The sequence below is a fragment of the Aquitalea aquatilis genome, assembly GCF_005155025.1.
GTDB lineage: Bacteria > Pseudomonadota > Gammaproteobacteria > Burkholderiales > Chromobacteriaceae > Aquitalea > Aquitalea aquatilis.
In genome coordinates this window covers 1,107,984-1,131,162 of record NZ_CP039731.1, presented here as the reverse complement: position 1 = coordinate 1,131,162, position 23,179 = coordinate 1,107,984, and the positions used below count along the sequence as shown (strand labels likewise).

22 protein-coding genes are annotated in these 23,179 nt (G+C 62.0%); 16 read left to right on the top strand and 6 right to left on the bottom strand.

Going from position 1 to position 23,179, the window contains the following annotated elements; all coding sequences use genetic code 11:
- The first annotated feature begins 135 nt into the window (after positions 1-135).
- The 5 genes from FAZ30_RS05125 to pyrI all read left to right on the top strand — a co-directional run bounded on the left by FAZ30_RS05125 (position 136) and on the right by pyrI (position 5,060).
- Positions 136-390, top strand: a complete 255-nt coding sequence (locus FAZ30_RS05125; RefSeq protein WP_059284398.1) for a YkgJ family cysteine cluster protein — start codon at positions 136-138, stop codon at positions 388-390.
- Positions 391-582: 192 nt separating this feature from the next.
- Complete coding sequence (locus FAZ30_RS05120) at positions 583-2,658, top strand: methyl-accepting chemotaxis protein (RefSeq protein WP_124641748.1); 2,076 nt, start codon at positions 583-585, stop codon at positions 2,656-2,658.
- Between the two features lie 104 nt (positions 2,659-2,762).
- On the top strand, positions 2,763-3,368 hold the full coding sequence (locus FAZ30_RS05115; RefSeq protein WP_124641746.1) for a LysE family translocator: 606 nt from the start codon (positions 2,763-2,765) through the stop codon (positions 3,366-3,368).
- A 294-nt stretch (positions 3,369-3,662) separates the two neighbouring features.
- Positions 3,663-4,583, top strand: a complete 921-nt coding sequence (pyrB, locus tag FAZ30_RS05110) for an aspartate carbamoyltransferase (protein ID WP_103523727.1) — start codon at positions 3,663-3,665, stop codon at positions 4,581-4,583.
- A gap of 18 nt (positions 4,584-4,601) precedes the next feature.
- On the top strand, positions 4,602-5,060 hold the full coding sequence (gene pyrI / locus FAZ30_RS05105; protein WP_124641745.1) for an aspartate carbamoyltransferase regulatory subunit: 459 nt from the start codon (positions 4,602-4,604) through the stop codon (positions 5,058-5,060).
- Positions 5,061-5,368: 308 nt separating this feature from the next.
- Here the strand turns inward: pyrI and FAZ30_RS05100 are convergent, their stop codons facing one another.
- Together FAZ30_RS05100 and FAZ30_RS05095 are read right to left on the bottom strand one after the other, a co-directional pair.
- Positions 5,369-5,881: a GNAT family N-acetyltransferase gene (locus FAZ30_RS05100; RefSeq protein ID WP_124641743.1), complete on the bottom strand. Its 513-nt coding sequence runs from the start codon at positions 5,879-5,881 to the stop codon at positions 5,369-5,371.
- A gap of 69 nt (positions 5,882-5,950) precedes the next feature.
- Positions 5,951-6,847 (bottom strand): NYN domain-containing protein, encoded by an 897-nt coding sequence (locus FAZ30_RS05095; protein WP_124641741.1) that lies wholly within the window; start codon positions 6,845-6,847, stop codon positions 5,951-5,953.
- Between the two features lie 147 nt (positions 6,848-6,994).
- Here FAZ30_RS05095 and FAZ30_RS05090 point away from each other — a divergent pair, with 147 nt between their 5' ends.
- Positions 6,995-7,234, top strand: coding sequence for a hypothetical protein (locus tag FAZ30_RS05090; RefSeq protein WP_103523731.1), 240 nt, complete (start codon positions 6,995-6,997; stop codon positions 7,232-7,234).
- 125 nt (positions 7,235-7,359) lie between these two features.
- On the opposite strand, the gene FAZ30_RS05085 is transcribed toward FAZ30_RS05090, so the two are convergent.
- Positions 7,360-10,836 carry an indolepyruvate ferredoxin oxidoreductase family protein gene (locus FAZ30_RS05085; protein WP_124641739.1) on the bottom strand — a complete coding sequence of 1,159 codons (3,477 nt, stop codon included), beginning with the start codon at positions 10,834-10,836 and terminating at the stop codon, positions 7,360-7,362.
- A gap of 398 nt (positions 10,837-11,234) precedes the next feature.
- On the opposite strand from FAZ30_RS05085, the gene rarD reads away from it, so the two are divergent.
- The 8 genes from rarD to gmhA all read left to right on the top strand — a co-directional run bounded on the left by rarD (position 11,235) and on the right by gmhA (position 18,334).
- Positions 11,235-12,152 carry an EamA family transporter RarD gene (rarD, locus tag FAZ30_RS05080; protein ID WP_124641737.1) on the top strand — a complete coding sequence of 306 codons (918 nt, stop codon included), beginning with the start codon at positions 11,235-11,237 and terminating at the stop codon, positions 12,150-12,152.
- Positions 12,153-12,320: 168 nt separating this feature from the next.
- Positions 12,321-14,189: a M3 family metallopeptidase gene (locus FAZ30_RS05075; protein ID WP_137008956.1), complete on the top strand. Its 1,869-nt coding sequence runs from the start codon at positions 12,321-12,323 to the stop codon at positions 14,187-14,189.
- A 35-nt stretch (positions 14,190-14,224) separates the two neighbouring features.
- Entirely contained in the window at positions 14,225-14,698 is a 474-nt protein-coding gene (locus FAZ30_RS05070) for a GNAT family N-acetyltransferase (protein WP_137008954.1), read from the top strand.
- Between the two features lie 6 nt (positions 14,699-14,704).
- Positions 14,705-15,634, top strand: coding sequence for a methyltransferase domain-containing protein (locus FAZ30_RS05065; RefSeq protein ID WP_137008952.1), 930 nt, complete (start codon positions 14,705-14,707; stop codon positions 15,632-15,634).
- Complete coding sequence (locus FAZ30_RS05060; protein WP_137008950.1) at positions 15,631-16,284, top strand: alanyl-tRNA editing protein; 654 nt, start codon at positions 15,631-15,633, stop codon at positions 16,282-16,284. The genes FAZ30_RS05065 and FAZ30_RS05060 overlap by 4 nt, the downstream gene beginning before the upstream one ends.
- Positions 16,278-16,673, top strand: coding sequence for a GFA family protein (locus FAZ30_RS05055; RefSeq protein ID WP_137008948.1), 396 nt, complete (start codon positions 16,278-16,280; stop codon positions 16,671-16,673). Before FAZ30_RS05060 ends, FAZ30_RS05055 begins: the two co-directional genes overlap by 7 nt.
- A 59-nt stretch (positions 16,674-16,732) precedes the next feature.
- Complete coding sequence (locus FAZ30_RS05050) at positions 16,733-17,620, top strand: DMT family transporter (protein WP_233578314.1); 888 nt, start codon at positions 16,733-16,735, stop codon at positions 17,618-17,620.
- A 129-nt stretch (positions 17,621-17,749) separates the two neighbouring features.
- Positions 17,750-18,334 carry a D-sedoheptulose 7-phosphate isomerase gene (gmhA, locus tag FAZ30_RS05045; protein ID WP_124641723.1) on the top strand — a complete coding sequence of 195 codons (585 nt, stop codon included), beginning with the start codon at positions 17,750-17,752 and terminating at the stop codon, positions 18,332-18,334.
- Positions 18,335-18,403: 69 nt separating this feature from the next.
- Here the strand turns inward: gmhA and FAZ30_RS05040 are convergent, their stop codons facing one another.
- The gene (locus FAZ30_RS05040) at positions 18,404-19,189 is read right to left on the bottom strand and encodes an inositol monophosphatase family protein (RefSeq protein ID WP_199730958.1); all 786 of its coding nucleotides are present in this window, start codon (positions 19,187-19,189) and stop codon (positions 18,404-18,406) included.
- A 317-nt stretch (positions 19,190-19,506) separates the two neighbouring features.
- Between FAZ30_RS05040 and FAZ30_RS05035 the strand changes: the two genes are divergently transcribed.
- Entirely contained in the window at positions 19,507-20,235 is a 729-nt protein-coding gene (locus tag FAZ30_RS05035) for a 16S rRNA (uracil(1498)-N(3))-methyltransferase (RefSeq protein ID WP_124641720.1), read from the top strand.
- A gap of 400 nt (positions 20,236-20,635) precedes the next feature.
- On the opposite strand, the gene FAZ30_RS05030 is transcribed toward FAZ30_RS05035, so the two are convergent.
- Together FAZ30_RS05030 and FAZ30_RS05025 are read right to left on the bottom strand one after the other, a co-directional pair.
- Complete coding sequence (locus FAZ30_RS05030; RefSeq protein ID WP_124641718.1) at positions 20,636-21,211, bottom strand: Rcat domain-containing protein; 576 nt, start codon at positions 21,209-21,211, stop codon at positions 20,636-20,638.
- A gap of 104 nt (positions 21,212-21,315) precedes the next feature.
- On the bottom strand, positions 21,316-22,155 hold the full coding sequence (locus FAZ30_RS05025; RefSeq protein WP_233578313.1) for a D-hexose-6-phosphate mutarotase: 840 nt from the start codon (positions 22,153-22,155) through the stop codon (positions 21,316-21,318).
- A gap of 211 nt (positions 22,156-22,366) precedes the next feature.
- On the opposite strand from FAZ30_RS05025, the gene hutC reads away from it, so the two are divergent.
- The gene (gene hutC, locus FAZ30_RS05020) at positions 22,367-23,083 is read left to right on the top strand and encodes a histidine utilization transcriptional repressor HutC (RefSeq protein WP_205676649.1); all 717 of its coding nucleotides are present in this window, start codon (positions 22,367-22,369) and stop codon (positions 23,081-23,083) included.
- The last annotated feature ends 96 nt before the right edge of the window (positions 23,084-23,179 follow it).

The window sequence follows — 23,179 nt, the reverse complement described above, 5'->3', positions numbered from 1 at the left end:
TCTGGGATAAAAAGTAAAACAGTTAGTGATATTGTAAATTATCTGCAGGAAAAGGGGAGTCAGCTGCGCCGGTAGCCGGCATACTTTGTGATATGGTGGCCGGCCCTTGTTGCCGGTCGCGCTAGAAAGCCCACCATGGATTGCCGTTTGCATTGCGCGGCGTGTTGCATCGCGCCCTCCATTTCCTCTCCCATCCCGGGCATGCCACAGGGCAAGCCGGCCGGGGTGCGCTGCGTTCAGCTCAGCGCTGACAATCTTTGCCTGCTGTTTGGCCGGCCAGAGCGGCCAGCGGTGTGTTCTGGCCTGCAGCCTTCTGCCGAAATGTGCGGTGAAAGCAACAGTCACGCCCTGGCCTGGCTGACCCTGCTGGAAGAGAAAACCGCGCCCTGAAGCCCGACTAGCCAAGTATTCATGTGAATGACATTAGCGAATTTCATTGCTGGTGTATTTGCGCTTGCTCATGCATTGCGCTTGCTCTGCTCGCCAGTGTTGAGGGTATACCCCAATATATTAAAGAGTTTGTATTGAAACGCCGTATATTAGGCATACAGTTAAAAGAGCAGCTTATCGGGGGATAAATGCATGGCGACAGCAAAATGGGGTCATCTGAGTACGCGCATCATCGTGGTAGCGGCAGCGGCGATTGCCGTTGGTTTTGCCGTGATGATCAGCCTGATTGCCTGGCAGAGCTACACTGCCGCAGTCGATGTGGGTTACAAGCTGGCGTCTGAACAGGCCAGCAGTTATGCCAAAGACGCAGAAAGCGATTTCGACAAGGGATTCACCCTGCCACGTCATCTGGCGGATGCCATTCTCGGCATCAAGCGCGTTGCACCGCTGGATCGCAAGCAGGCGGACAACATGATCCAGCAGATGCTGGACGATGCCCCGCAATCGGTTGGCCTGTGGATGTTGTGGGAACCCAATGCCTTCGATGGCAATGACAACGGCTTCCGCCTGGACTGGCCACGGCATGACCCTACCGGCCGCTACCAGCCCTACATCACCAAAAATGCCCAGGGCAAGGCGCAGATGGACGTGATGATGTCGGCCGACCGGGTGAAGGAATTCCCCAAGTTCAAGGAGCACCCGGAAAGTTATCAGCCCGATTATGAAAAATCCGGCTGGGGCGATTTCTACTACGTGCCCAAGCAGCGTGCTCGCGACACCATTACCGAGCCCTATCCCTACGAAGTGCAGGGCAAGATGATTCTGGAAAGCTCGCTGGCGGTGGTCGTCAAGGATGCTGCCGGCAAGATGCTGGGGGTGTCGGCCACCGATGTGGCGCTGGACCAGCTGCAAAAACGCTTTGGTGCCATCCATCTGTATGAAACTGGCTTTATCCGCATGGTGTCCGAAGGTGGCCTGTATGTGGTAACGGCCAAATCGGAACTGCTGGGCAAGCCGGTGCCCAAGGACGACGCGCTGGCCGGACACCTGGAGCAGATCAAGAAAGGCGAAAACTTCGTCTATGAAGATGGTGGTTTCACCCATTTCTTCCATCCGGTGAAAGTGGGCAATACCGGCCAGTTCTGGGCGCTGGGCGTGTCCATCCCGACTGCGGCGATTACCGCCGATGCCAAGAAGCAGTGCCTGACTGCCATCCTGATTGGCGTGGTGGCGCTGGTGGTGATTCTGCTGGTGCTGACGGCCGTGGTACGCGCGCTGACCCGGCCGCTCAACCAGCTGGCCGACACCATGGACCAGCTTGCCTCTGGCCGTGGCGATCTCACCGTCCGCATGCAGATTGCCAATCGCGATGAAATCGGCCGCACCGCCGATGCCTTCAACCGCTTTATCGGCAGCCTGCGCGACATGTTTGTCGAGGTGCGCCAGCAAAGCCACGAGGTGAGCATTGCCGCCGCCAGCCTGGCCGACTCCGCCAGCCAGGTGCAGCAGGCTTCGGCCAGCCAGTCTGATGCCGCCAGCGCCACGGCGGCCGGTGTGGAGCAGGTGACGGTGAGCGTGCATCACATCGCCGATACCGCACAGGAAGCCGAAATCACCGCCCGTGAAACCGGCGAGCTGACCGAGCAGAGCGTGGCCACGGTCAACCGCATCACTGCTGAAATCCAGCGCATGACCAGCAGCATGCAGGCGCTGGCCGAGCGGATGAACGGCCTGGGCGAGCGCTCGGAAGAAGTCAGTACCATTGTGCGGGTGATCAAGGACATTGCCGATCAGACCAATCTGCTGGCGCTGAATGCGGCCATCGAGGCGGCCCGTGCCGGTGAAATGGGCCGTGGCTTTGCCGTGGTAGCCGACGAAGTGCGCAATCTGGCCGGGCGTACCGCCGAGGCCACGGTGCAGATTACCCGCATCGTCAATGCCATCGGCAGTGAAACCCGCGAGGCGGTGGACGACGTGAGAAACAGCCGCGAGCAGGTGACACTGAGCGTGGCGGTGGCAGATGAAGCCAACGAGGCGATGAATACGGTGCTGGGCCGCAGCCAGGGCCTGGTGGCCAGCATTGTCGACATTGCCGCCTCTACCCGGGAACAGTCCACGGCCAGCCAGGAAATCGCCCAGAACGTGGAGCGCATCAGCGCCATGGCGCAGAGCAATAGCCATGTGGTGCGGCAGGTGTCGGATTCGGTGGCACAGCTGCGCGAACTATCGGCCAATCTGGAAAGCCTGGTCAGCAATTTCAAGCTGTAAACCCGGCCTGTCTGTACTGGCACACGCCACCCTGCGGGGTGGCGTTTTGCTGTCTGGCTGCTGCAGAATGGCTACACATGTCGTGCGCATTGTGAGGAGTAGCCATGTTGTGGTCTGCCTTTTTACCCGCGGCACTGTTGCTGGTGATGACTCCCGGAGCCGGCACACTGTGTGTATGGCGGGCATTTCAGCGCGAAGGCTGGCGTGCTGCTGGCCTGGCCCTGGCGGGTTTGCTGCTGGGTGACATGCTGCTGATCCTGTTGTCGGCCCTGGGTGTCGCGGCCTTGCTGGCGGCCAATCCGCTGCTGTTTGCCGTGTTGCGCTGGGGTGGTGCCGCTTACCTGATCTACTTGGGCTGCCAGTGCTGGCGTCAGGCGGCACTACCGCCTGTACCGGATACCCCGGCCAGCCGGCGGCAACTGTACTCCGCCTGCTTGCTGACCCTGGGTAATCCCAAGGCCATCGTGTTCTTCATGGCCTTCTTCCCGCAGTTTCTGCCGGTCGGGCAGGCGGTCCTGCCGGGCTTTTTGCAACTGGGCGTGGTGTTCTGTCTGCTGAACCTGAGTTATCTGATGGCCTTGCTGTGGCTGGGAAGCCGGCTTTGCGCCGCCGGCTCCATGTCACGGCTGGCGGTATGGGGGCAGCGGGCCAGCGGCTTGATGATGATAGGGCTGGGATTGCGCTGTTTATGGCAGCGCCAGCCGACCTGAATGTGTCGCTGCCTTGCCGTATTGGTGTCATGAAATTTGCAAAATGCGACACTGCTCTTATCAAGCCGCTGATTTGGCATTAGAATCTCGGGGTTTGTTCGGAGGAGCCGTCTTGTCGCCATTTGCAGCTGTTGTCATTAGCGCCCGCACCACCTGTCACGGTGGCGTTGTGTCGTTGCTGCGAGGCCGGACTGTTCCCGAACCCCGGAAATTCCAGAAAAAAAGCTCCTGATTGCTCAGGGGCTTTTTTTTTATGGGTAAAAAATAATTCGCAGAATGCAAGGACCCCCCATCATGGCAAACCCGCTCTATCGGAAACACATCATTTCCATCCCCGATTTTTCGCGCGAGGAGCTAGAGCTCGTCGTGGAAACGGCGGGCAAGCTCAAACGCACGCCGCGCAATGACCTGTTGCAAGGCAAGCTGGTGGGCAGCTGTTTCTTTGAACCGTCCACCCGTACCCGCCTGTCGTTCGAGACTGCGGTACAGCGGCTGGGTGGCGACATCATCGGCTTTGCCGATGGTGGCAATACCAGCGCCAAAAAAGGCGAAACCCTGGCTGACTCGATCAAGATCATCAGCTCTTACACCGATGCCGTGGTGATGCGTCACCCCAAGGAAGGCGCGGCGCGGCTGGCCAGCGAATTCTCCAGCGTACCGGTGATCAACGGCGGTGACGGTTCCAACCAGCATCCCACGCAGACCCTGCTCGACCTGTTCACCATTCGTGAAACACAAGGTACGCTGGAAAACCTCACCATCGCCTTTGTCGGCGACCTGAAATACGGCCGCACCGTGCATTCGCTGACCCAGGCGCTGTCGCTGTTTGGCGCGCGCTTCTATTTTGTGGCACCCGAGCAGCTGGCCATGCCGGACTATATCTGCGAGGAGCTGGACGAAAAGGGCATCGAATACACCATTGTCGACAGCCTGGACGATGTGATCCCGCTGATCGACATCATGTACATGACCCGTGTGCAGCGTGAGCGTTTTGACGAAACCGAGTTCAAGAAAATCCAGGGCCAGTTCGTGTTGCGCGCCGACATGCTCAAGACCGCCCGTACCAATCTGAAGGTGTTGCACCCGCTGCCACGGGTGGATGAAATCACCGTGGATGTGGATGCCACACCGCATGCCTACTATTTCGAGCAGGCCAAGAACGGTGTGTACGCCCGTCAGGCGCTGTTGTCGCTGGTACTGAACGAAACCGTATAAATCAGGGAAGGAAACATCATGCAATACACCCGTACCGTTGAAGCCCTGAAACAAGGCACCGTTATCGATCACATCCCGGCTGGCCAGGGGGTCAACATCCTGCGTCTGTTCAAGCTGGCGGAAACCGGCGAGCGCATTACCGTGGGGCTGAACCTGTCGTCCCGCCACATGGGCGCCAAGGACATCATCAAGGTGGAAAATGTTGCCCTGACTGAAGAGCAGGCCAACGAGCTGGCCCTGTTCGCCCCCAAGGCCACGGTCAATGTCATCGATAATTTCGAAGTGGTGAAGAAGCACAAGCTGGAACTGCCGGAAAGCATCGAAGGCATTTTTGCCTGCCCCAACTCCAATTGCATCTCGCATGCCGAGCCGGTGAAGAGCCATTTCTTCGTCAAGGCACAGGTCAAAGACATCAAAATGAAATGCAAGTATTGCGAAAAGGTGTTCAGTAAGGATATTGTTGCAGTCGTGCGCTAAGTCGTACAGAGGAAGAGAATAGAGAACTTCAAGAACGGACGCTGTTTTAACAGCGCAGTAGCAGAACAGAAAACGCCGCAGGAAACTGCGGCGTTTTTCTTTTTCTCGCCTTCGTTGAAGAAGGCGAGGCTCCCTTGCAGGGCAAGGGCGGGGGGAAGGGGAATAGACGGGAAGGCTGTCGGATCAACATGTTTATAGAGAGGCCCGGCTTTGCCGGGTCCTGTAGAGTTGTAGCAAATCACATTGCCAACAGCCTGACGCCGCAGGAAACTGCGGCGTTTTTCTTTTTTATCAATGTCCTGTGCGAATTACACCGGGCCGTCGCTCTGGCCGCTGATGAATTTCTGCATGTAGACCAGGTCCAGCCAGCGGCCAAACTTGAAGCCCACTTGCGGCAGCACGCCCACCTTGATGAAGCCCAGTTTTTCGTGGAAGCGGATGGAGCCTTCGTTGGCGGCATCTACCGCGCCCAGCATGGTGTGCTTGCCCAGCGCCTCGGCGCGCGGGAATAGCGCACTGACCAGCGCGCTGCCTATGCCCTTGCCACGCGCAGCGGCGGCCAGATGCACGCTGTGTTCCACGGTAAAGCGAAAGCCCGGACGCGGGCGGAAATCGCCGAAGCTGGAAAAGCCCAGGATTTCGCCCTGGTCTTCGGCTACCAGCACCGGGTAACCGGCGGCCAGCCGGTCCTGGAACCAGATGGCAAATTCACCGGGGTTGAGCGGGTCGTCATTGTAGATGGCGGTGGAGGTGGCAATCACCTCGTTGTAGATATCCAGAATGACGGCCAGATCTTCCAGCTTGGCATCACGTATCTGCATGTTTTCTCCTGTCATGAGCTAGTCCGGCGCGTCGTTGCCGGACGCGCCAGGGCGGATCGAAGCGTCCGCTCAGCCGGCTTTGCCGGCGGGTTCGGTTTTCTTGCGCGGGGTGCGTTTCTTGCGCGGCGCCGCTGCTGCCGGCGGGCTTTCCGGCTGGCTGAGCGGTGCAGCTGGGCCTGGGGTGGCGGGTGCCGGCTCGGCCACCTCGCCGTCCTTGATGCGGATTTCGCTGTGTAGCTTGGAGCCGTTGCGTTGTTCCTGCACGCTGAGGAAGTCCAGTTTCTTCACCATTTGCGACAGGCGCGAGTGGCCGTAATTGCGCGGGTCGAAGGAGGGGTCGTTCTTGGCAATATAGGAGCCGACCGCCGATAGTTCGGCCCAGCCGCTTTCCCTTGCCACGGCGTCGATGGCCGAGGTGAACATGGCCTGCAGCGGGTGGATTTCCTTGGCCACGGCCGGCTTGCTCTTGCTCTGGCGGGTGGTGCGGGTACGCGGCTTGTCGTTGCCGCTGGCAACTTCCGGCGGCTTTTCCGGGCGCAGGATTTCGGTAAACACAAACTTGTCGCAGGCCGCGATGAAGGGGCGCGGTGTTTTGGATTTTTCACCGATGCCGATGACGGTCAGGCCGCCTTCACGCAGGCGGGTGGCCAGCCGGGTGAAATCGCTGTCGGATGACACCAGGCAGAATCCATCGAAATTGCCGGTGTAGAGCAGGTCCATGGCGTCGATGATCAGCGCCGAGTCGGTGGAGTTCTTGCCGCTGGTGTAGGCAAACTGCTGGATGGGGTGGATGGCGTGCTTGTGCAATACCTCTTTCCAGCTCTTGAGCTGGGTGGTGGTCCAGTCGCCATAGGCGCGCTTGACGATGGCCGTGCCGTATTTGGCCACCTCGGCCAGCAGCTCGGCAGTGAGGCTGGCCTGGGCGTTGTCGGCATCGATCAGGACGGCGAGTTTGCGGTTTTCCATGCAGTTGCTTCCGGTTGGGGAATGCGGCCATGCTAAGCCCGGCGGCGGCTGGCGTCAAAATACCGCACCGGTTTTGATCGAATGGTGTCGGCTGGCACGCCGCTTGCTCTGTATTGCCTGGCATATCGCCCAACAGGAGGTTACGCCATGCCCTTCTTTTCAAGCCCGCGCAAGCATACCCCGGCTGTGCAAAAAACCAGTGAAATCGTGATGTTCAACTATCGCCGCCCGGTGCGTGCCCGCCAGGTGGCGCTTGGCAGCAGTGGCCGGCTGTGGCTGGTGGAAACCCTGGATGCAGTACATGGCATCTGGGTGTGGCAGGACGAGTACAACGGTGTTGACCAGGCGCTGGACGAGGCACGTCGCCTCAGCCTGATGCTGTCGTGAAAGGCTGTGCCTTGAAACGGTGCGCGTTTTCCCCGAAAGCGGGATTTTTTGATCAAAAAAAGGGCGCGGATGACATCATCCGCGCCTGAACCACCCTCTTTACTGCTACAACACTCACAAAACCATCAGGCTACCTTGCGTTTGCCAGCCTCCTGGCGGAAACGCTGCAGCAAGCCCTGTTGCCGTTCGCCAGCCTGTTTCCAGGCGGCCTCCTTGATATAGCCAAAGCCGCGCACGCCTTCGAATACCTTGACCAGCTCTACTGCCGTGGCCAGATTGTCGGCATTCAGCCCGGCCAGCACGCTGCTGACCAGTTGTTCGAATTCGACAATCAGCTGGCGTTCCAGCTTGCGGTCGGCCTGCCAGCCAAACGGGTCCAGCGCGCTGCCGCGCAAAAAGCGCAACTTTGCCAGCAGCTTCATGCCCTTGAGCAGCCAGGGGCCGAACGCTACTTTTTTCGGCTGATGGCCGGTGATCCAGCCGGCACCGATATGGAAGCGCAGCTGGTAATCGCCCTCGAACTGGCTGGCCAGCTCGCGCAGGAAATCGCCATTGGTATACAGGCGGGCCACTTCGTATTCGTCCTTGTAGGCCAGCAGATGGAAGTAGCCACGGGCAACCGCCAGCGCCAGTGCGCTGCTGGCCGGATTCACCGCCTGCTCGGCACGCACCACCTGGTCCACCAGCGCCTTGTAGCGTTCGGCCAGCGCCTGGTTCTGGTAGGCCACCAGTTCCCTGGCACGGTGATGCAGCACGCCATCCACGGTTTCACGTGGAACGAACTGCACCACCGAAGAAGGATTCACCAGCGCTTCCACCCGCGCCGGATCATGAGCGGCATGGCGGCCCCAGACAAAAGCCTGCTGGTTGAACTTGACCGCGGCTCCATTCAGGCGGATGGCTTCCATCAGCGCCTCTTCGCTCACCGGCACCAAGCCCTTCTGCCAGGCATAACCCAGCATGAACATATTGCTGGCGATGGCATCGCCCATCAGCGCAGTGGCCTGGCGGGTGGCGTTGACTTCCCAGAAGCGGCCTGCGCCTACCGATTCGATGACTGCGTCCTTCATGGCGCGGCTGGGGAAGCGCACGTCCGGGTTTTTCAGGAAGGCGCTGGTCGGCGATTCGTAACTGTTGACGATGGCGTGGCTGAAGCCTTCGCGCATCTTGGCCAGCGCTTCTTCGGCGGCGGTGACCACCAGATCGCAGCCCAGCACCAGGTTGGCATCGCCAGCGGCGATACGCACGGCGTGCAGCTGCTGCTGGCTGTCGGCAATGCGCACGTGCGACCACACCGAGCCGCCCTTTTGCGCCAGACCCGCCATGTCCAGCACGGTGACGCCCTTGTGGTCCAGATAGGCGGCCATGCCCAGTACCTGGCCGATGGTGACCACGCCGGTGCCGCCGACGCCGGTAATCATGATGCTGAAGGGTTCATGCAGCGCCGGAATCTGCGGTGCGGGCAGGGCGGGCATGGCTTCCAGCGTGGCCGCCGCCGGGCTCTGCTTTTTCAGCTTGCCGCCTTCCACGGTAACAAAGCTGGGGCAGAAGCCTTCCACGCAGGAGTAGTCCTTGTTGCAGCTGGACTGGTCGATCTTGCGTTTGCGCCCCAGTGGGGTTTCCACTGGCAGCACCGACAGGCAGCCGGACTTTTTGCCGCAGTCGCCACAGCCTTCGCACACTTTTTCATTGATGAAGGCGCGCTTGGCCGGGTCGGGGAATTCACCGCGTTTGCGGCGGCGGCGTTTTTCGGCGGCGCAGGTCTGGTCGTGAATCAGGATGGTGGTGCCTGTGGTTTCCCGCAGCTCTTTTTGCAGGCGGTCCAGTTCGCGGCGGTGGAACACGTCCACTCCCGGTGCCAGACCCTGCACGCCCTGGTATTTTTCCGGCTCGTCACTGGTGATGACGATGCGCTTGACCCCTTCGGCCGCCAGCTGGCGCGTCATCATCGGCACATCCAGATAGCCATCCACATTCTGGCCGCCGGTCATGGCCACGGCATCGTTGTACAGGATCTTGTAGGTGATGTTGACCCCGGCGGCCACCGCGGCGCGGATGGCTAGCAGACCGGAGTGGAAGTAAGTGCCATCGCCCAGATTGGTGAAAATGTGCTTGGTGTGGGTGAACGGGGCCTGGCCGACCCAGGTGATGCCCTCGCCGCCCATCTGGGTGAAGGTCTTGGTGCTGTCGCCTTCGATCCAGTGCGCCATGTAGTGGCAGCCGATACCGGCCACGGCACGGCTGCCTTCCGGCACGCGGGTGCTGGTGTTGTGCGGACAGCCGGAGCAGTAATGGGGCACGCGGGCAATGGCCTCGCGCGGCTGGACCAGCTGGGCTTCTTTTTCGTCGTAGAACTTCAGCCGGTCGTGAATCACCGGGCTGTCGAAGATCAGCGCCAGCCGGCTGGCAATGGCGCGGGCGATCATGGCCGGGGTCAGCTCACCGGCAGCCGGCAGCAGCCAGTCGCCGTGCGGCAGTGCCCATTCGCCTTTTTCGGCAAACTTGCCCACCACCCGTGGCCGCACGTCGTCGCGCCAGTTGTAGAGCTGTTCCTTGAGCTGGTATTCGATGATCTGGCGTTTTTCTTCCACCACCAGGATTTCATCCAGCCCTTCGGCAAACTGGCGCACGCCTTCCGGCTCCAGCGGCCACACCATGCCCACCTTGAAGATGCGCAGGCCGATGTCGGCTGCCAGGGCTTCGTCGATGCCCAGGTCGTCCAGTGCCTGCATCACGTCCAGATAGCTTTTGCCACAGGTGATGATGCCCAGCCGTGGCTTGGGCGAATCCAGGGTGATGTGGTTGAGCTTGTTGGCGCGGGCATAAGCGAGGGCGGCATACAGGCGGTGATGCAGCACGCGTTTTTCCTGCACCAGCGGCGGGTCGGGCCAGCGGATGGACAGGCCGCCTTCGGGAATGGGGAAGTCCTGCGGAATGACAAAGCTGAAGCGTTCCGGGGAGATGTCCACCACCGCCGAGCTTTCGATGGTGTCGGAAATGGCCTTGATCGATACCCAGCAGCCGGAATAGCGGCTCATCGCCCAGCCGTGCAGGCCGTAGTCGATGACTTCCTGTACCCCGGAAGGGGACAGCACCGGAATCATGCTGGCGGCGAGGATGTGGTCGGACTGGTGCGGAAAGGTGGAGGACTTGGCCGCGTGGTCGTCACCGGCCACCAGCAGCACACCGCCCTTGGCGCTGGTGCCGGCCACATTGCCGTGCTTGATCACGTCGCCGGAGCGGTCCACGCCGGGGCCCTTGCCATACCACAAGGCGTAGACGCCATCGTACTTGGCCCCCTCGAACATATTCACCTGCTGCGTGCCCCACACGGCGGTGGCGGCCAGGTCTTCGTTCAGGCCGGGGTGGAACACCACATTGTGTGCCTTGAGATAGGACTCGGCCTTTTGCATGGTCTGATCGACATTGCCCAGGGGCGAACCACGGTAGCCGGTGACATAGCCGGCGGTGTTCAGCCCGGCGGCACGGTCCAGCTCCTGTTGCAGCATGGGCAGGCGTACCAGCGCCTGGATGCCGGTCATCAGCACCTGGCCGGTGGCGGCGCTGTACTTTTCTTCCAGATCAACATGACGGATAGACATGGTTTCTCCTCCTGCCGCGCGGGTCCTGACCGGTAAGGTGGCCGGCATGGCCTGCGGCTTGTTCTCGCTTGTGGCGGTGGCGGGTTTTCTCGGCTGGAAAACGCACGCCTTTCTTTATGTTGTAGGCCGTAATCCCGGTGTCCGGGCGGTATTCTCCATGCCTCGGCTCAGCGGGTGGCTGCTATGTGGCGGACTCTAACTTACGTTTACGTCAACGTCAAAGGTCTTGACGTACAGCCCCCGGCAGTGCGGCGATTGTGCCAGTGCAGCATGTGCGGGCAGGGCCGCTGGCCGGCATTGTTTCCATGGCAGAACAGCATGTTATCGAGCCGGTGGTTTCTTCATGTGCGCCAAGCCGTTAAGCTGCTACGTTGAACACCTTATGCATCGAGTCTGTCATGTCTTCCGCCCAGTCCCGGCAGGACGCCACCCGCGGCGTGCTGTTTACCTTTATTGCCTTCCTGATCTGGGGCCTGTTTCCGCTGTACTGGAAGCCTTTGCACCATATTCCTGCGTTGCAGATCCTGTGCCATCGCATTGTCTGGTCTGCCGTGTTCGTGGCCGGCATTCTTACCGTGCGTCACAACTGGGCCTGGCTGGGCGAGGCGGTGCGCCAGCCGCAAAAGCTGGCCATTTTTGGCCTGTCCTCGCTGATGCTGTCGCTTAACTGGCTGATTTATATCTGGGCAGTCAATGCCGGCCATGTGGTGGAGGCCAGCCTGGGCTACTTCATCAATCCCCTGTTCAATGTGTTGCTGGGGCGGCTGTTTCTGGCGGAAAAGCTCAGCCCCATCCAGCGCAGTGCCGTGTTGCTGGCGGCTGCCGGTGTGGCCTGGATTACCTGGACTAGCGGCACCGTGCCGCTGATCGCGCTGTCGCTGGCGGCCACCTTTGGCCTGTATGGTTTGCTGCGCAAGAAAGCACCGCTGGCCTCGCTGGAGGGCTTGGCGCTGGAAACCTTCCTGATGGCACCGCTGGCGCTGGCGGCTTTGCTGTGGTTCCAGTGGCAGGGGCAGGCGGCCTTCCTGCACGAGTCGGTTGGCAGCGATGTGCTGCTGGTGGGGGCCGGGGTGGTCACCGCCATTCCGCTGCTGCTGTTTGCTGCGGGCGCGCGTCGCTTGAAGCTGGCCACCGTGGGCCTGATCCAGTACATCGGCCCCACCATTCAGCTGGCGCTGGGGGTGTGGGTGTTCGGCGAGGCGTTCGACAGCGCCAAACTGGTGGGCTTCTGCCTGATCTGGCTGGCCTTGCTGCTGTATTCGGCGGCCGGCCTGCTGTCCATGCGTCAGCAAAAGCGCAGCGCTGCCGCCGCCTGAAAGTCATGCAACCATCCCGTCGTGCAAGCCCGGCCATGCCGGGCTTTTTGCTGGCAGCAGCGGGGGAGCAATAGCCGTTGACCCTGGCGTTGTTCGGGCAGAAACTGCCAGTTTGCCGGCGATGGCGCTCATGAAGTGCCAGTGACAGGCCGAAGTAAAAGGAGAAACATGCAACACCCACGCGATTTTTTCCGTCAGCTGAATCAGGAATACCTGGCCGTGCATCGCGCCAAGGAGGCGCTGTTCTGGTCCACTTACATGGGCATGTCCGACGACCATGCCGGCTTTGGCCGTGCCGAGACCGCCTACAAGGATTTCATCTCCAGCCCCGCGCGGCTGCAGCAGACGCGCACCATGCTGGCCGCTGCCCGGGCTTTGCCGCCCGATGCGGAGCAGGCTGGCTTGCTGCATGGCCTGCAAGGCTGGCTGGCACTGTTTGAAAGCAACATCATCGACAATGATGAGGCCCACCAGCGCATGGCCGGGCTGATCGAGATGGAGGCGGCGCTGTTTGCGCGCCGGCAGTCGCACAGCCTGCGTCACCGCAACGAGCACGGCCAGTGGGAAGACGCCACACTCAGCATGCTGGTGACCAATATGGGCAGCAATCCGGATGAAGCCTGCCGCAAAAGCTCGCACGACGCCTTGCTGCAGCTGGAACAGTGGGTGCTGGACAATGGCTTTCTGGACATCGTGCGCCAGCGCAACGCCTTTGCCCGTGCCCTGGGTTACCGCGACTATTTCGACTACAAGGTGCAGAAAAACGAGCGGATGACGCCAGAAGCGCTGTTTGTCATTCTGGATGATTTCGAGCAGCGCACCCGCCTGGTCAACGAAAACGCGCTCAAGCAGCTGGCCAGTAACAAGGGGGCCGATGCGCTGGAAGCCTGGAATCTGCGCCACCAGATGAGCGGCGATGTCACCCGCCAGATGGACCCTTACCTGCCGTTCACCAAAGCGGTGGAGCGCTGGCTGGAAAGCTTCCGCCGCCTGGGCATACAGTATCGCGGCGCGCTGCTGCAACTGGACCTGATCGAGCGCAAGGGCAAATACCAGAACGGCTTTTGCCATGGCCCGCAACCCAGCTATGTCGATGAGCAGGGCCAGTGGGTGCCGGCCCATGTCAATTTCACCGCTGATGCCACGCCCGACCAGGTGGGCAGCGGCGACCGCGCCATCAACACCCTGTTCCACGAGGGCGGCCACGCGGCGCACTTTGCCAATGTGACCCAGAATTCCCCCTGCTTTTCGCAGGAATTTGCGCCGACCTCCATGGCCTATGCCGAAACCCAGTCCATGTTCTGCGACAGCCTGCTGGGCGATGCCGACTGGCTGGCGCGCTATGCGCAAAACCGCCAGGGCGAGGCCATGCCGGAGGCGCTGATCCACGCCGGCATCGAGGCCAGCCAGCCTTACCGCGCTTTCATGGAGCGCATGATTCTGCTGGTGGGCTATTTCGAGGCGGCGCTCTACCAATTGCCGGATGAGCAACTGACCGCCGGACAGGTATTGCAGCTGGCCCGTAGCAGCGAGCAGCGCATTCTGGGCATTGCCTGCAGCCCGCGCCCGTTATTGGCCATTCCGCATTTGCTGAACCAGGAGTCGGCGGCGTCCTATCACGGCTATCTGCTGGCCAATATGGCGGTGTATCAGACGCGTGCATATTTCCTGCGCCAGTACGGCTATCTGACCGACAACCCGGCCATTGGCCCGGCGCTGGCCCAGCATTACTGGGGGCCAGGTAACAGCATCAGCCACGACGCCACCTTGCGCAGCCTGACTGGTGAACCGTTCAATGCCCGCTATCTGGCGGACGAGTGCAACCGCAGCGTGGAGCAGGCCTGGGCCGATGCCCGCCAGCAGATGGCCGCTGCCGCCAGCCGCCGCTATCCCGAGCCGGCGGCTGCCGATCTGGATGCCCGTATCCGTCTGGTTCATGGTGATGAACTGATTGCCGACAACAGCCAGGGTGACGCCGCCATGTGTCGGCAGTTCGAGCACTGGGTGGCGACGCACTATCCGGCCACTCTCACCTGATATCCTGTTTGCCCTTGCCACCATGAGGCCCCGCCATGTCTGACACGCTTGCTCTGGAATTCGACTGTGACCCCGCCCGGCTGGAGCGGGACATGATCTATCACTATCTGAGCCAGCAGTCCTACTGGGCCGCCGGCTTGCCGCGTGATGTGTTCGAGCGCTCGCTGGCCGGCTCGCTGTGCTTTGGTGTGTATGTTGCTGGCAAGCAGGTGGGGTTTGCCCGCATGATTACCGACCAGGCGACTTTCGCCTATCTGGCCGATGTGTTCGTGCTGCCGGACTGGCGCGGGCGCGGCATCAGCAAGGCATTGCTGGCGTACATCATGGAGCATCCGGGCTTGCAGGGGCTGCGGCGCATGCTGCTGGCCACGGCAGATGCACACGGCCTGTATGCGCAATTTGGCTTCACCGCCCTGTCGCGGCCCGCGTACATGATGGAGCGGCTGGATCAACAGGTATATCAGCGACTGGCAGCAACGGTGAGCACGCCGGACTGCACACAAGGATAAGCGCTTATGGAGCTGGCCAAACAATGGCTGCAGGGCAAGGGTGTGGAGCTGGGGCGGGGCGCGCATAATCCGCTGGCTCCGGCCGACTGCATCAGCGTGGCCCCCTGTGATGGGCAGCACTACCTGGAAGAACCCGACCTGATCGACTACCAGGTGTATGCCGCCGAGCAGCAGCGCTATGGCAAGGGTGTCGCCAAGGTGGACATGGTGGCCGAGGCCACCGCGCTGCCGTTTGCCGACGGCGAGCTGGACTATATCGCCAGCTCGCATGTGCTGGAGCATGTACCGGACATTTTTACCGCCTGGCTGGAGTGGGGGCGGGTGCTGCGTCCGGGTGGCATCAGTTTCATGATCGTGCCCAAGCGCGATGCACTGGTGGAAGACAGCGTGCGGCCGATCACCGGGCTGGAGACGCATATCGAGGCCTTTCAGCACAAGATGACGCCGCAAAGCCTGTCGCCCGGGCTGCCGTGGCGCATGCATTATCACGTGTTCACCCTGCAAGGCCTGCTGGCTGCGCTCAACTGGTTTAACCAGCAGGGTCTGGGTGTGGCTTGGCTGCTCGAGGCGCAGGAGGAAAGCGACAGCAATGTCGGCAATGGCCACACGCTGGTGTTGAGCAAGCAGGACACCCTGCCGCCGCTGGAAGACAGCATTGGCCAGCTGGGGGCGGCATTCCAGGCTGAGCGCTATCAGGAGGCGGCCTTGCTGGCGCGGCAGGCGCTGTCGCTGAATTTCCGCATTCACGAAGCCTGGTTCATTCTGGCGATGTCGCAAGTGCAGCTGGGAGACAGCCATGCGGCGGTGCAGTCGCTGACCCAGGCGCTGGTGCTGCAGCCCAAGCATGCCGAGTACCGCGATGTTTACCAGCAGTTGCTGGGCCAGCCCTTCAGCTATCCGCTGAGCCTGGTCGACTATCTGGCGCGCCTGCTATGACGGGCAAACAGTTCTGGATCGACCCCTACCAGACCCGGCTGGCCACCACGGTGGCGCGGGTGGATGGTGAGCATGTCTGGCTGCAGCACACCATTTTCTATGCCTTTTCCGGCGGGCAGGAGAGCGACGCCGGCAGCATAGGTGGTTGGCCGGTATTGCAGGCAGCAACACAGGGGCTGGACATCGTCTATACCCTGCCTGCCGGTCATCGATTGCAGGCGGGGGATGCCGTACTGGTGGAGATAGACTGGCCGCGCCGCTACCGGCTGATGCGGCTGCACTTTGCCGCCGAGCTGACCCTGGAAACCATCTGCCGCGACTTTGCCGGGGTGGAAAAAATTGGCGCACATATCGCTGCCGACAAGGCGCGCATCGACTTTGCCCTGCCCGAACCCATCACCCCGCACTTGCCGGCCATCACCGCCAAAGTGCAGGGCCTGATCGATGCCGACAGCGCCATCATCAGTGCTTTTGCCGATGAGGCTGCGCAGCGTCGTTACTGGGAAGTGCCGGGCTATTGCCGCGTGCCCTGCGGTGGCACCCATCTGGCGCGCACCGGTGAGGTGGGGCGCATTGCGCTCAAGCGCAAGAATATCGGCAAGGGCAAGGAGCGGGTGGAAATCACCCTGCTGGAGGATATGTCATGCTAGGCAGCTGCCTGTGCGGTGCCATTGCTTATGAAGTAGAGCAGCTGGATCTGCCGATTACCCATTGCCATTGCCTGACCTGCCAGAAAGCCCATGCGGCCAGCCATGTGCCGACCGCCGGGGTGCTGCGCGGGCATTTTCGCTGGCTGCGCGGGCAGCAACACCTGGGCAGCTTTGCCTCGTCGCCGGACAAGCTGCGCCATTTTTGCCGCCAGTGTGGCAGCCATCTGCTGGCCGAGCGCGCGGGCAGCCCCTATGTCATCCTGCGGGTGGCCACACTGGACGATGTCCCTGCGCAGCAGGCAAGCCAGCATATCTGGACCAGCCATGCCCGGCCCTGGCTGGAGGTGGACCCGCTGCCGCACTGGCCGGAATGGCCGCCTGACAGGTAAGCTGGCAGGCTTCGTCATGATCATCCGTCCGGCCTGTCCGGGCGGGCAGACTGGATATTATGTGGTATGACCTGGCCGCCATCGGTGCGGCAGCCTGCTGGGCGTGGGGTGGCATTCTCGGTGCCGGCCCCTCACGCCATTTCGGCCCCTTTGCCTTTACCCGCTTGCGCTTGAGCCTGCTTACCGTGCTGTTGGGCGGCATCAGCCTGCTTTCCGGTGGCTGGCACAGCATCAATGGCAGCAATCTGTGGCCGGCCCTGCTGTCCGGCCTGACCGGCATTTTTCTGGGCGACACCATTTATTTTTCCGCGATGAACCTGCTGGGGCCGCGCCGCGCCGGCCTGCTGTTTGCTACGCATTCGGTGTTTTCGGTGGTGCTGGGCATCTTGTTCCTGCAGGAAAAACTCAGCCTGCCTGCCTTTGTCGGCAGCAGCATGGTGTTTGGCGGCGTGCTGCTGGCCGTGGCTTTTGGCCGGCGCAGCGCAGATGCCCATGCCTGGGAGCATCCGACCCATCTGAAGGCGGGTGTGTTGCTGGGCATGGTGGCGGCTCTGTGCCAGGCCATGGGGACATTCTTTGCCAAGCCGGCCATTGCCGCCGGGCTGGAACCGGTCACCGCATCGGCCTTGCGCATGGGCATTGCCTGTGCAGCGCACTATCTTTTGTTGCTGGGCGGTCTGTCTCTGGCCAGGAGTCGCGGCGCTTATACGCCGCGCATGCTGGGCCAGACGGCGCTCAACGGCCTGGTGGCGCTGGGCCTGGGCATGACGCTGATCATGCTGGCCTTGCAGCATGCCAATGTGGCCACGGTGGGCATGCTGTCGGCGCTCAGCCCGGTGCTGATCCTGCCCATGCTGTGGCTGGTGCAGAAGCAGGCCCCACCGCCGGTGGCCTGGCTGGGGGCGGTGGTGAGTTGCGCCGGCACGGCCTTGATTGTGCTTCGCTGAATTTTACCTGGCTGCCATTTCCTGCCGTGGCGGGGGGCAGGGTATGATGACGGGGCTGGCCGCTGGGCCAGCCCTGTTTACTGATGGCAATGGCGCGGTGCTGTTGCCCGCACGCATGACGGATCGCCGATGATTTCCCATATCCAGTCCAGCCTGACTGAAGCGCAAACTGCCCTCAATAATCTGCTGGCCAATCCCCAGGCGCTGGCCAGCATCGAAGCGGCCGCGCAGCAGCTGATCGACAGCCTCGCTGCTGGTGGTCGTATCTTCTCCTGCGGCAATGGCGGCTCCATGTGCGACGCCATGCATTTCGCCGAAGAGCTGACCGGCCGCTACCGCAACAACCGTCGCGGCATGGCGGCCATCGCCATTTCCGATCCCAGCCACATGAGCTGCGTGGCCAACGATTTTGGCTACGAGCATGTGTTTTCGCGCTATCTGGAAAGCCATGGCCGCGCCGGCGACGTGCTGATCGGCATCAGCACCAGTGGCAACAGCCAGACCATCGTCAACGCGGCCAGCGTGGCGCGCGAACTGGGCATGAAGGTGATCATCCTCACCGGCCGTGCCGCCACCCGGCTGGAGCCGCTGGCCGATGTCTACGTCAACACCCCTGGTGGCCAGTACGCCGACCGCGTGCAGGAACTGCACATCAAGGTGCTGCACATTCTGATCGAGCTGGTGGAACGGCATTTCTGCCCGGAAAACTACTGATTGCGGCATGTGGCCACTGCATGAAAAACGGCCCCTTGAGGGCCGTTTTCTTTGCGGGCAAGTCTGAGTCTACTGGTTGGCGCGCACCCAGCGGTGCCAGTGGCCGTACAGTTCCGGGTCGATGGCGGCAATCACCGAGCGCTTCCACACCGTGTCGCTCCAGTAGTCGTCGGTGTTCAGGCTGGCCAGGCGGCCGCCGGCTTCTTCCAGAATCACCGCGCCGGCAGCATAGTCCCACAGCCGCTGACCGCCGTGCAGGTAGAGGTCGTAACGGCCCGCCGCCAGAAAGCACCAGTCCAGCGTGCTGGAACCCATGCTGCGCTGGCTGCCAAACGGTGCCACGCTGCTCATGCGCGCCGCCAGTTTGCCGGAGCGCAGGTATTTCACTTCCACGGCGGCAATCGCGTCGCCCATGCTGTTGCGGGTGGTCTTGAGCGGCAGGCGCCGGCCATTGAGCCAGGCGCCCTGGCCGCGACGGGCATAAAACATTTCGTCGGATACCGGGTTGTAGATCACGCCCAGCTGGCTGACGCCATCGATGACCAGCGCCACCGAAATGGCGAAATAGGGCAGGCCGTTGACGAAATTGGTGGTGCCGTCGATGGGGTCAACCACCCACAGGCCGCCCGGATTGCCCTGCCATAAGGCATCCTGCTCCTCGCGCGTCATTTCCTCGCCCAACACCGGGTGGGGCAGCACGGCCGGCAGCTTGTCTCCCAGCGCCTGCTGGCAGGCCATATCGGCCTCGGTGAACAGCGAGCCGTCGTCCTTGCGTGTTTTACCCACACGCAAAAAGCGCGGCATCACCTCCTGGCGGGCCACGTCACGGACAACTTGCATCACCTGTTCAACCACCTGCATGGTGTTCTCCTGAGTGTTCTGCCGGGCCGGATGGATAGGCGTCTGGCAGAAACGACAACAGCGGCCATCCGGCCGGCGTCTGTCTGTAAGGTAAACTGCATGGCCGCCGGCAATAGCGCCAGCGGCAGGATTGTCGTCCTGTCCAAGCTGTTTAGCAGAATTGGCAAGACGATGCTGAAGCAAGTGACGCAGCCCGGATCAATCATGACGATGCATGGATGCCGTCATTTTTACCACTTGCTAAAGATGGGTTGTTGCAACTGCAGCAAACAAAGCAAAATACCGTTATCACCACGGACTTTCAATACGCCATGCCAAGGTTTTTTATCGAAACACCGCTGGCGGCGGGGCAAACCCTGTCGCTGCCTGATGCTGTCGTGCGCCATGTGCAGGTTCTGCGCCTGAAGGAAGGCGACAGCCTGACCCTGTTCAACGGCCAGGGCGGCGAGTACCAGGCCAGCCTGTCGGCCTTGCAAAAGCGCGCTGCCGAATGCCAGATCAGCCGCTTTGACGACATCAGCCGCGAGTCGCCGGTATGGCTGGGGCTGGCGCAGGCCATTTCCAGCGGCGACCGCATGGAATTCACCCTGCAAAAGGGCGTGGAGATGGGCGTGTCGCTGTTTCAGCCCATCGCCGCCGAGCGCTCGGTGGTGAAGCTGTCCGGCGAGCGGGCGGACAAACGCATACAGCGCTGGCAGGAAATCGTGCAGTCGGCTTGCGAGCAGTGTGGTCGCAATACGCTGCCGCAGGTGCTGCCCATTCTCAGTCTCAATGAATGGCTGCAACAGCAGCAGGATGCCGATGCCAGGCTGATCCTGTCGCCGCTGGGCACGCAGAAACTGGCCGATATCGCCAGCGCGCCGCGCCGGGCCTGGCTGATGGCCGGACCGGAGGGTGGCTACTCCGCCCGCGAGGAGGCTGCTGCGCTGGAGGCCGGCTGGACGCCGCTGAAACTGGGGCCGCGCATTCTGCGCACCGAAACAGCCGCGCTGGCGGCGGTGGCGGCGGTACAGGCGGTGTGGGGGGATTACTGTATCTGAGTTCTGTTTATCCGCGCTCAGCGCCAGTCAGAGCAAGTCTTTGAACCGCTGCGCGGTGCTGTTTTTCATGGCGGGGCTGCCCGCCAAACAGGCAGGGGAGCTGCCTCGCCAGCTCCCCTGCACCCCTAGGCGACCCCGGGTTGCGCGAAACCCCGCCTGTTTCGGGCCGGGCAAGGCGCCGCCGAACTCGCCATTCGCTACCGTCGAATGGCTCAGACATGGCGGCGGCTTAAAACCTTGCCCAACCCGCCCCAGACGGCGCGCGCCACGGGGATGGGGCGCACTGTCTGCATCGCTTGCGATTGAGCCAAGTAGGTAATTGCCAACGCGGTAGAAAGTCCCAGCCAACAAAAAGCCCGGCATGGCCGGGCGGTGTGACTGCGTGCGGATCAGCAGCGGCTCAGGCGGTGGTGGCGATGTCCTGCTGACGGTAAATCAGCTTGCCAGCCAGCAGCACTTCCTGCTCGCTCAGGGCGAACTGCCCCGGCGGTGCGGCGCGTTCAAACACGAAGCGCCGGTCCTGGTATTCGATCCAGGCACTGATGGGCTGGTCCTGAAAGCGGCCGAGTATCTCCGGCGAGCGTGCCGCCACCTCGGCATCCGTCAGCAGGATGCCCTGCTGTGCCGGGGCGGTGTTTTCTTCCTGTACTTCCCAGTTAGCCTGGGCGACCGGTTGTGGCGTGTTGCGGGTGGCCATTTGCAGCCACATGCGATAGACCCACAAGGGCAGCAGTACGCGGTGCACCCGCTTGTCGTCGGTGATGACGCAGGCAATGGGGAAGCGGTGCTGACAGGCAGGGCAGGTGCCCTGGGCTGCCAGAAACAGCTTGTCCTGCTGCAGGCTGGCCAGGCCGGCCATGTGTTCGCAACCCACCATGGCATGGCAGTGCGGGCAATGCTTGCCAAAGCGGCGCACCCGGTTGCCATTGGGAAAGGTCACCGGGAGATAACTGGAAATCGTGTTCTGTCTGGCCATTTACAAGCTGTCCACTGCGACGCCGTGCTGGCGGGATGGCGTGCAGTATACCCTGTCCGCCAGGGTGGCGGACAGGCAAGGGCCGCTGCTCATGCGCGGGCTGCTCATGCCAAGCTCAGCCGGCAGCACAGGCTGTGGCTGGCACCGGCGGCCAGCAGGCGGCTGTCTTCGCCGGCATTGGCCGCTTCGATGCAGACAAAATCCTGCCAGCCGTCATCCGGCAGGTCGGCAAGGTTTGCCGCCTTGTCCTGCCACGGATTCCACACCACCACGCTGGCCGATCCGCTGCGGCTGATGCGCAGGCGGCGTTGCCATTGCGGGTCTTCCAGCAGCACATCGGCTTCGCTGTAGACAATGGCATCGAACTCGCCCTGCAAGTGCAGCGGCTGTGGCGGCAGCCGGCTGTAACGGCGGCCGACCTTGTCTTCGCACACCGCCTCTTCCAGCCCGTGCAGGCGGATACGCCGGCTGTCGCTGACCGCGAGATAGCTGTGCAGGGCCGCGCTGAAGCTTTGTTGCTGCGCGCTGTCGTTGCGGGTGTGCAGGCTGATGTCGATATGGTCGGACAGGGTGTATTCCAGTACGACCGTCAGGCCCTGCCAGTCCGGGCCTTGCAGTTTCACGTGAAACGCATCACCGTCGCGCAGCACCGCCAGCAATGTCCATGGCTGCTGGCGGGCCACGCCGTGGGCCGGGGCGCTGTCATCATCCGGGTGCGCGCCAAACCACGGCCAGCAGACCGGCACACCGCCACGGATGGCGCGGCCGGGCTGCAGTACGGCTTGGGGGGACATATACAGCCAGGGTTGCTGACCATAAGGCTGGAATGCCAGCAACTGGCCACCCAGCAAGGACAGGGTGGCGCTGCAGCTACCGCTGTCCAGCTGCAGCAGGGTGACATCGTTGCCCAGGGCAATCAGCCGGGCACCGGAAGGCAGGTTCATGGCCATAGGGCTTCTCGTTGGCAGGAAAATGGGATGATCATAGCGCAATGGCGCGCCTTGATCTGTGGCTGAGGGTAGCCCGCGCGGGGCAATGCTCTGGTCAGGGCGGTGGGAACAGGGCATGCTAGCGCACGGTGGTCTGCGCTGGATCAGTCTTTGCCCTGCCGCCACGGTCTAGAATCCATCATCCCCCGACTTCATGGAACACAAGGTGTCTGCCACAGCTCAACCGCGCTATCTGCGCATCAAGGAATACATTCTGGAAGGCATTCGCAAGAAGGAATTCCTGCCGGGTAACAAGATACCGCCGGAACTGGAGCTGGCCAGGCAGTTTTCCGTGTCGCGCATGACGGTGAACAAGGCGGTGCGCGATCTGGCCGAAGCCGGCATCCTGCTGCGCTTTGCCGGTGATGGCACTTATGTGGCCGAACGCAAGGCCGAATCGCCGCTGCTGGACATCAACAATATCGCAGCGGAAGTGGAGGCGCGTGGCCATACCCACACGGCCGACGTGCATCAGCTGGAAACCATCTCTGCCGGTGAGGAAATCGCCCTGCAACTGGGAGTCAAGGTGGGCACGCCGGTGTTCCATTCGATTCTGGTGCACCGCGAAGACGGCCTGCCCATCCAGCTGGAAGACCGCTATGTCAATCCGGCCTGGGCACCGGACTATATCCTGCAGGATTTCAGCCGGCGCACACCCAATGAATACCTGATGGAAAGCTGCCCGCTGACCGATATCGAACACACGGTCGAGGCGGTGTTGCCGGATACACGTGAGCTGGCCATGCTGGGCATCACCGCCAGCGAACCCTGCCTGCTGGTGCTGCGGCGTACCTGGTCTTACAAGAATCTGGTCACTTTTGCCCGGCTGGTCCACCCCGGCGGCCGCTACAAGCTGCGCTCGCAAAGCCGGGTCAAGAAGTAAACTGCCTGCGTCACCGGCCTGGCCCGGTGGCTTGCACGGCATTGCGCCAGCCCGGTGCCGTGATTCTGTCATCCAGTTCGGCTATGCTGTCAGCGC

Bases quoted from the DNA above. Each gene is read 5' to 3' on its own strand.
- FAZ30_RS05125 (WP_059284398.1), top strand. From the start codon at position 136: ATGGATTGCCGTTTGCATTGCGCGGCGTGTTGCATCGCGCCCTCCATT.
- FAZ30_RS05120 (WP_124641748.1), top strand. From the start codon at position 583: ATGGCGACAGCAAAATGGGGTCATCTGAGTACGCGCATCATCGTGGTA.
- FAZ30_RS05115 (WP_124641746.1), top strand. From the start codon at position 2,763: ATGTTGTGGTCTGCCTTTTTACCCGCGGCACTGTTGCTGGTGATGACT.
- pyrB (WP_103523727.1), top strand. From the start codon at position 3,663: ATGGCAAACCCGCTCTATCGGAAACACATCATTTCCATCCCCGATTTT.
- pyrI (WP_124641745.1), top strand. From the start codon at position 4,602: ATGCAATACACCCGTACCGTTGAAGCCCTGAAACAAGGCACCGTTATC.
- FAZ30_RS05100 (WP_124641743.1), bottom strand. From the start codon at position 5,881: ATGCAGATACGTGATGCCAAGCTGGAAGATCTGGCCGTCATTCTGGAT.
- FAZ30_RS05095 (WP_124641741.1), bottom strand. From the start codon at position 6,847: ATGGAAAACCGCAAACTCGCCGTCCTGATCGATGCCGACAACGCCCAG.
- FAZ30_RS05090 (WP_103523731.1), top strand. From the start codon at position 6,995: ATGCCCTTCTTTTCAAGCCCGCGCAAGCATACCCCGGCTGTGCAAAAA.
- FAZ30_RS05085 (WP_124641739.1), bottom strand. From the start codon at position 10,836: ATGTCTATCCGTCATGTTGATCTGGAAGAAAAGTACAGCGCCGCCACC.
- rarD (WP_124641737.1), top strand. From the start codon at position 11,235: ATGTCTTCCGCCCAGTCCCGGCAGGACGCCACCCGCGGCGTGCTGTTT.
- FAZ30_RS05075 (WP_137008956.1), top strand. From the start codon at position 12,321: ATGCAACACCCACGCGATTTTTTCCGTCAGCTGAATCAGGAATACCTG.
- FAZ30_RS05070 (WP_137008954.1), top strand. From the start codon at position 14,225: ATGTCTGACACGCTTGCTCTGGAATTCGACTGTGACCCCGCCCGGCTG.
- FAZ30_RS05065 (WP_137008952.1), top strand. From the start codon at position 14,705: ATGGAGCTGGCCAAACAATGGCTGCAGGGCAAGGGTGTGGAGCTGGGG.
- FAZ30_RS05060 (WP_137008950.1), top strand. From the start codon at position 15,631: ATGACGGGCAAACAGTTCTGGATCGACCCCTACCAGACCCGGCTGGCC.
- FAZ30_RS05055 (WP_137008948.1), top strand. From the start codon at position 16,278: ATGCTAGGCAGCTGCCTGTGCGGTGCCATTGCTTATGAAGTAGAGCAG.
- FAZ30_RS05050 (WP_233578314.1), top strand. From the start codon at position 16,733: ATGTGGTATGACCTGGCCGCCATCGGTGCGGCAGCCTGCTGGGCGTGG.
- gmhA (WP_124641723.1), top strand. From the start codon at position 17,750: ATGATTTCCCATATCCAGTCCAGCCTGACTGAAGCGCAAACTGCCCTC.
- FAZ30_RS05035 (WP_124641720.1), top strand. From the start codon at position 19,507: ATGCCAAGGTTTTTTATCGAAACACCGCTGGCGGCGGGGCAAACCCTG.
- FAZ30_RS05030 (WP_124641718.1), bottom strand. From the start codon at position 21,211: ATGGCCAGACAGAACACGATTTCCAGTTATCTCCCGGTGACCTTTCCC.
- FAZ30_RS05025 (WP_233578313.1), bottom strand. From the start codon at position 22,155: ATGAACCTGCCTTCCGGTGCCCGGCTGATTGCCCTGGGCAACGATGTC.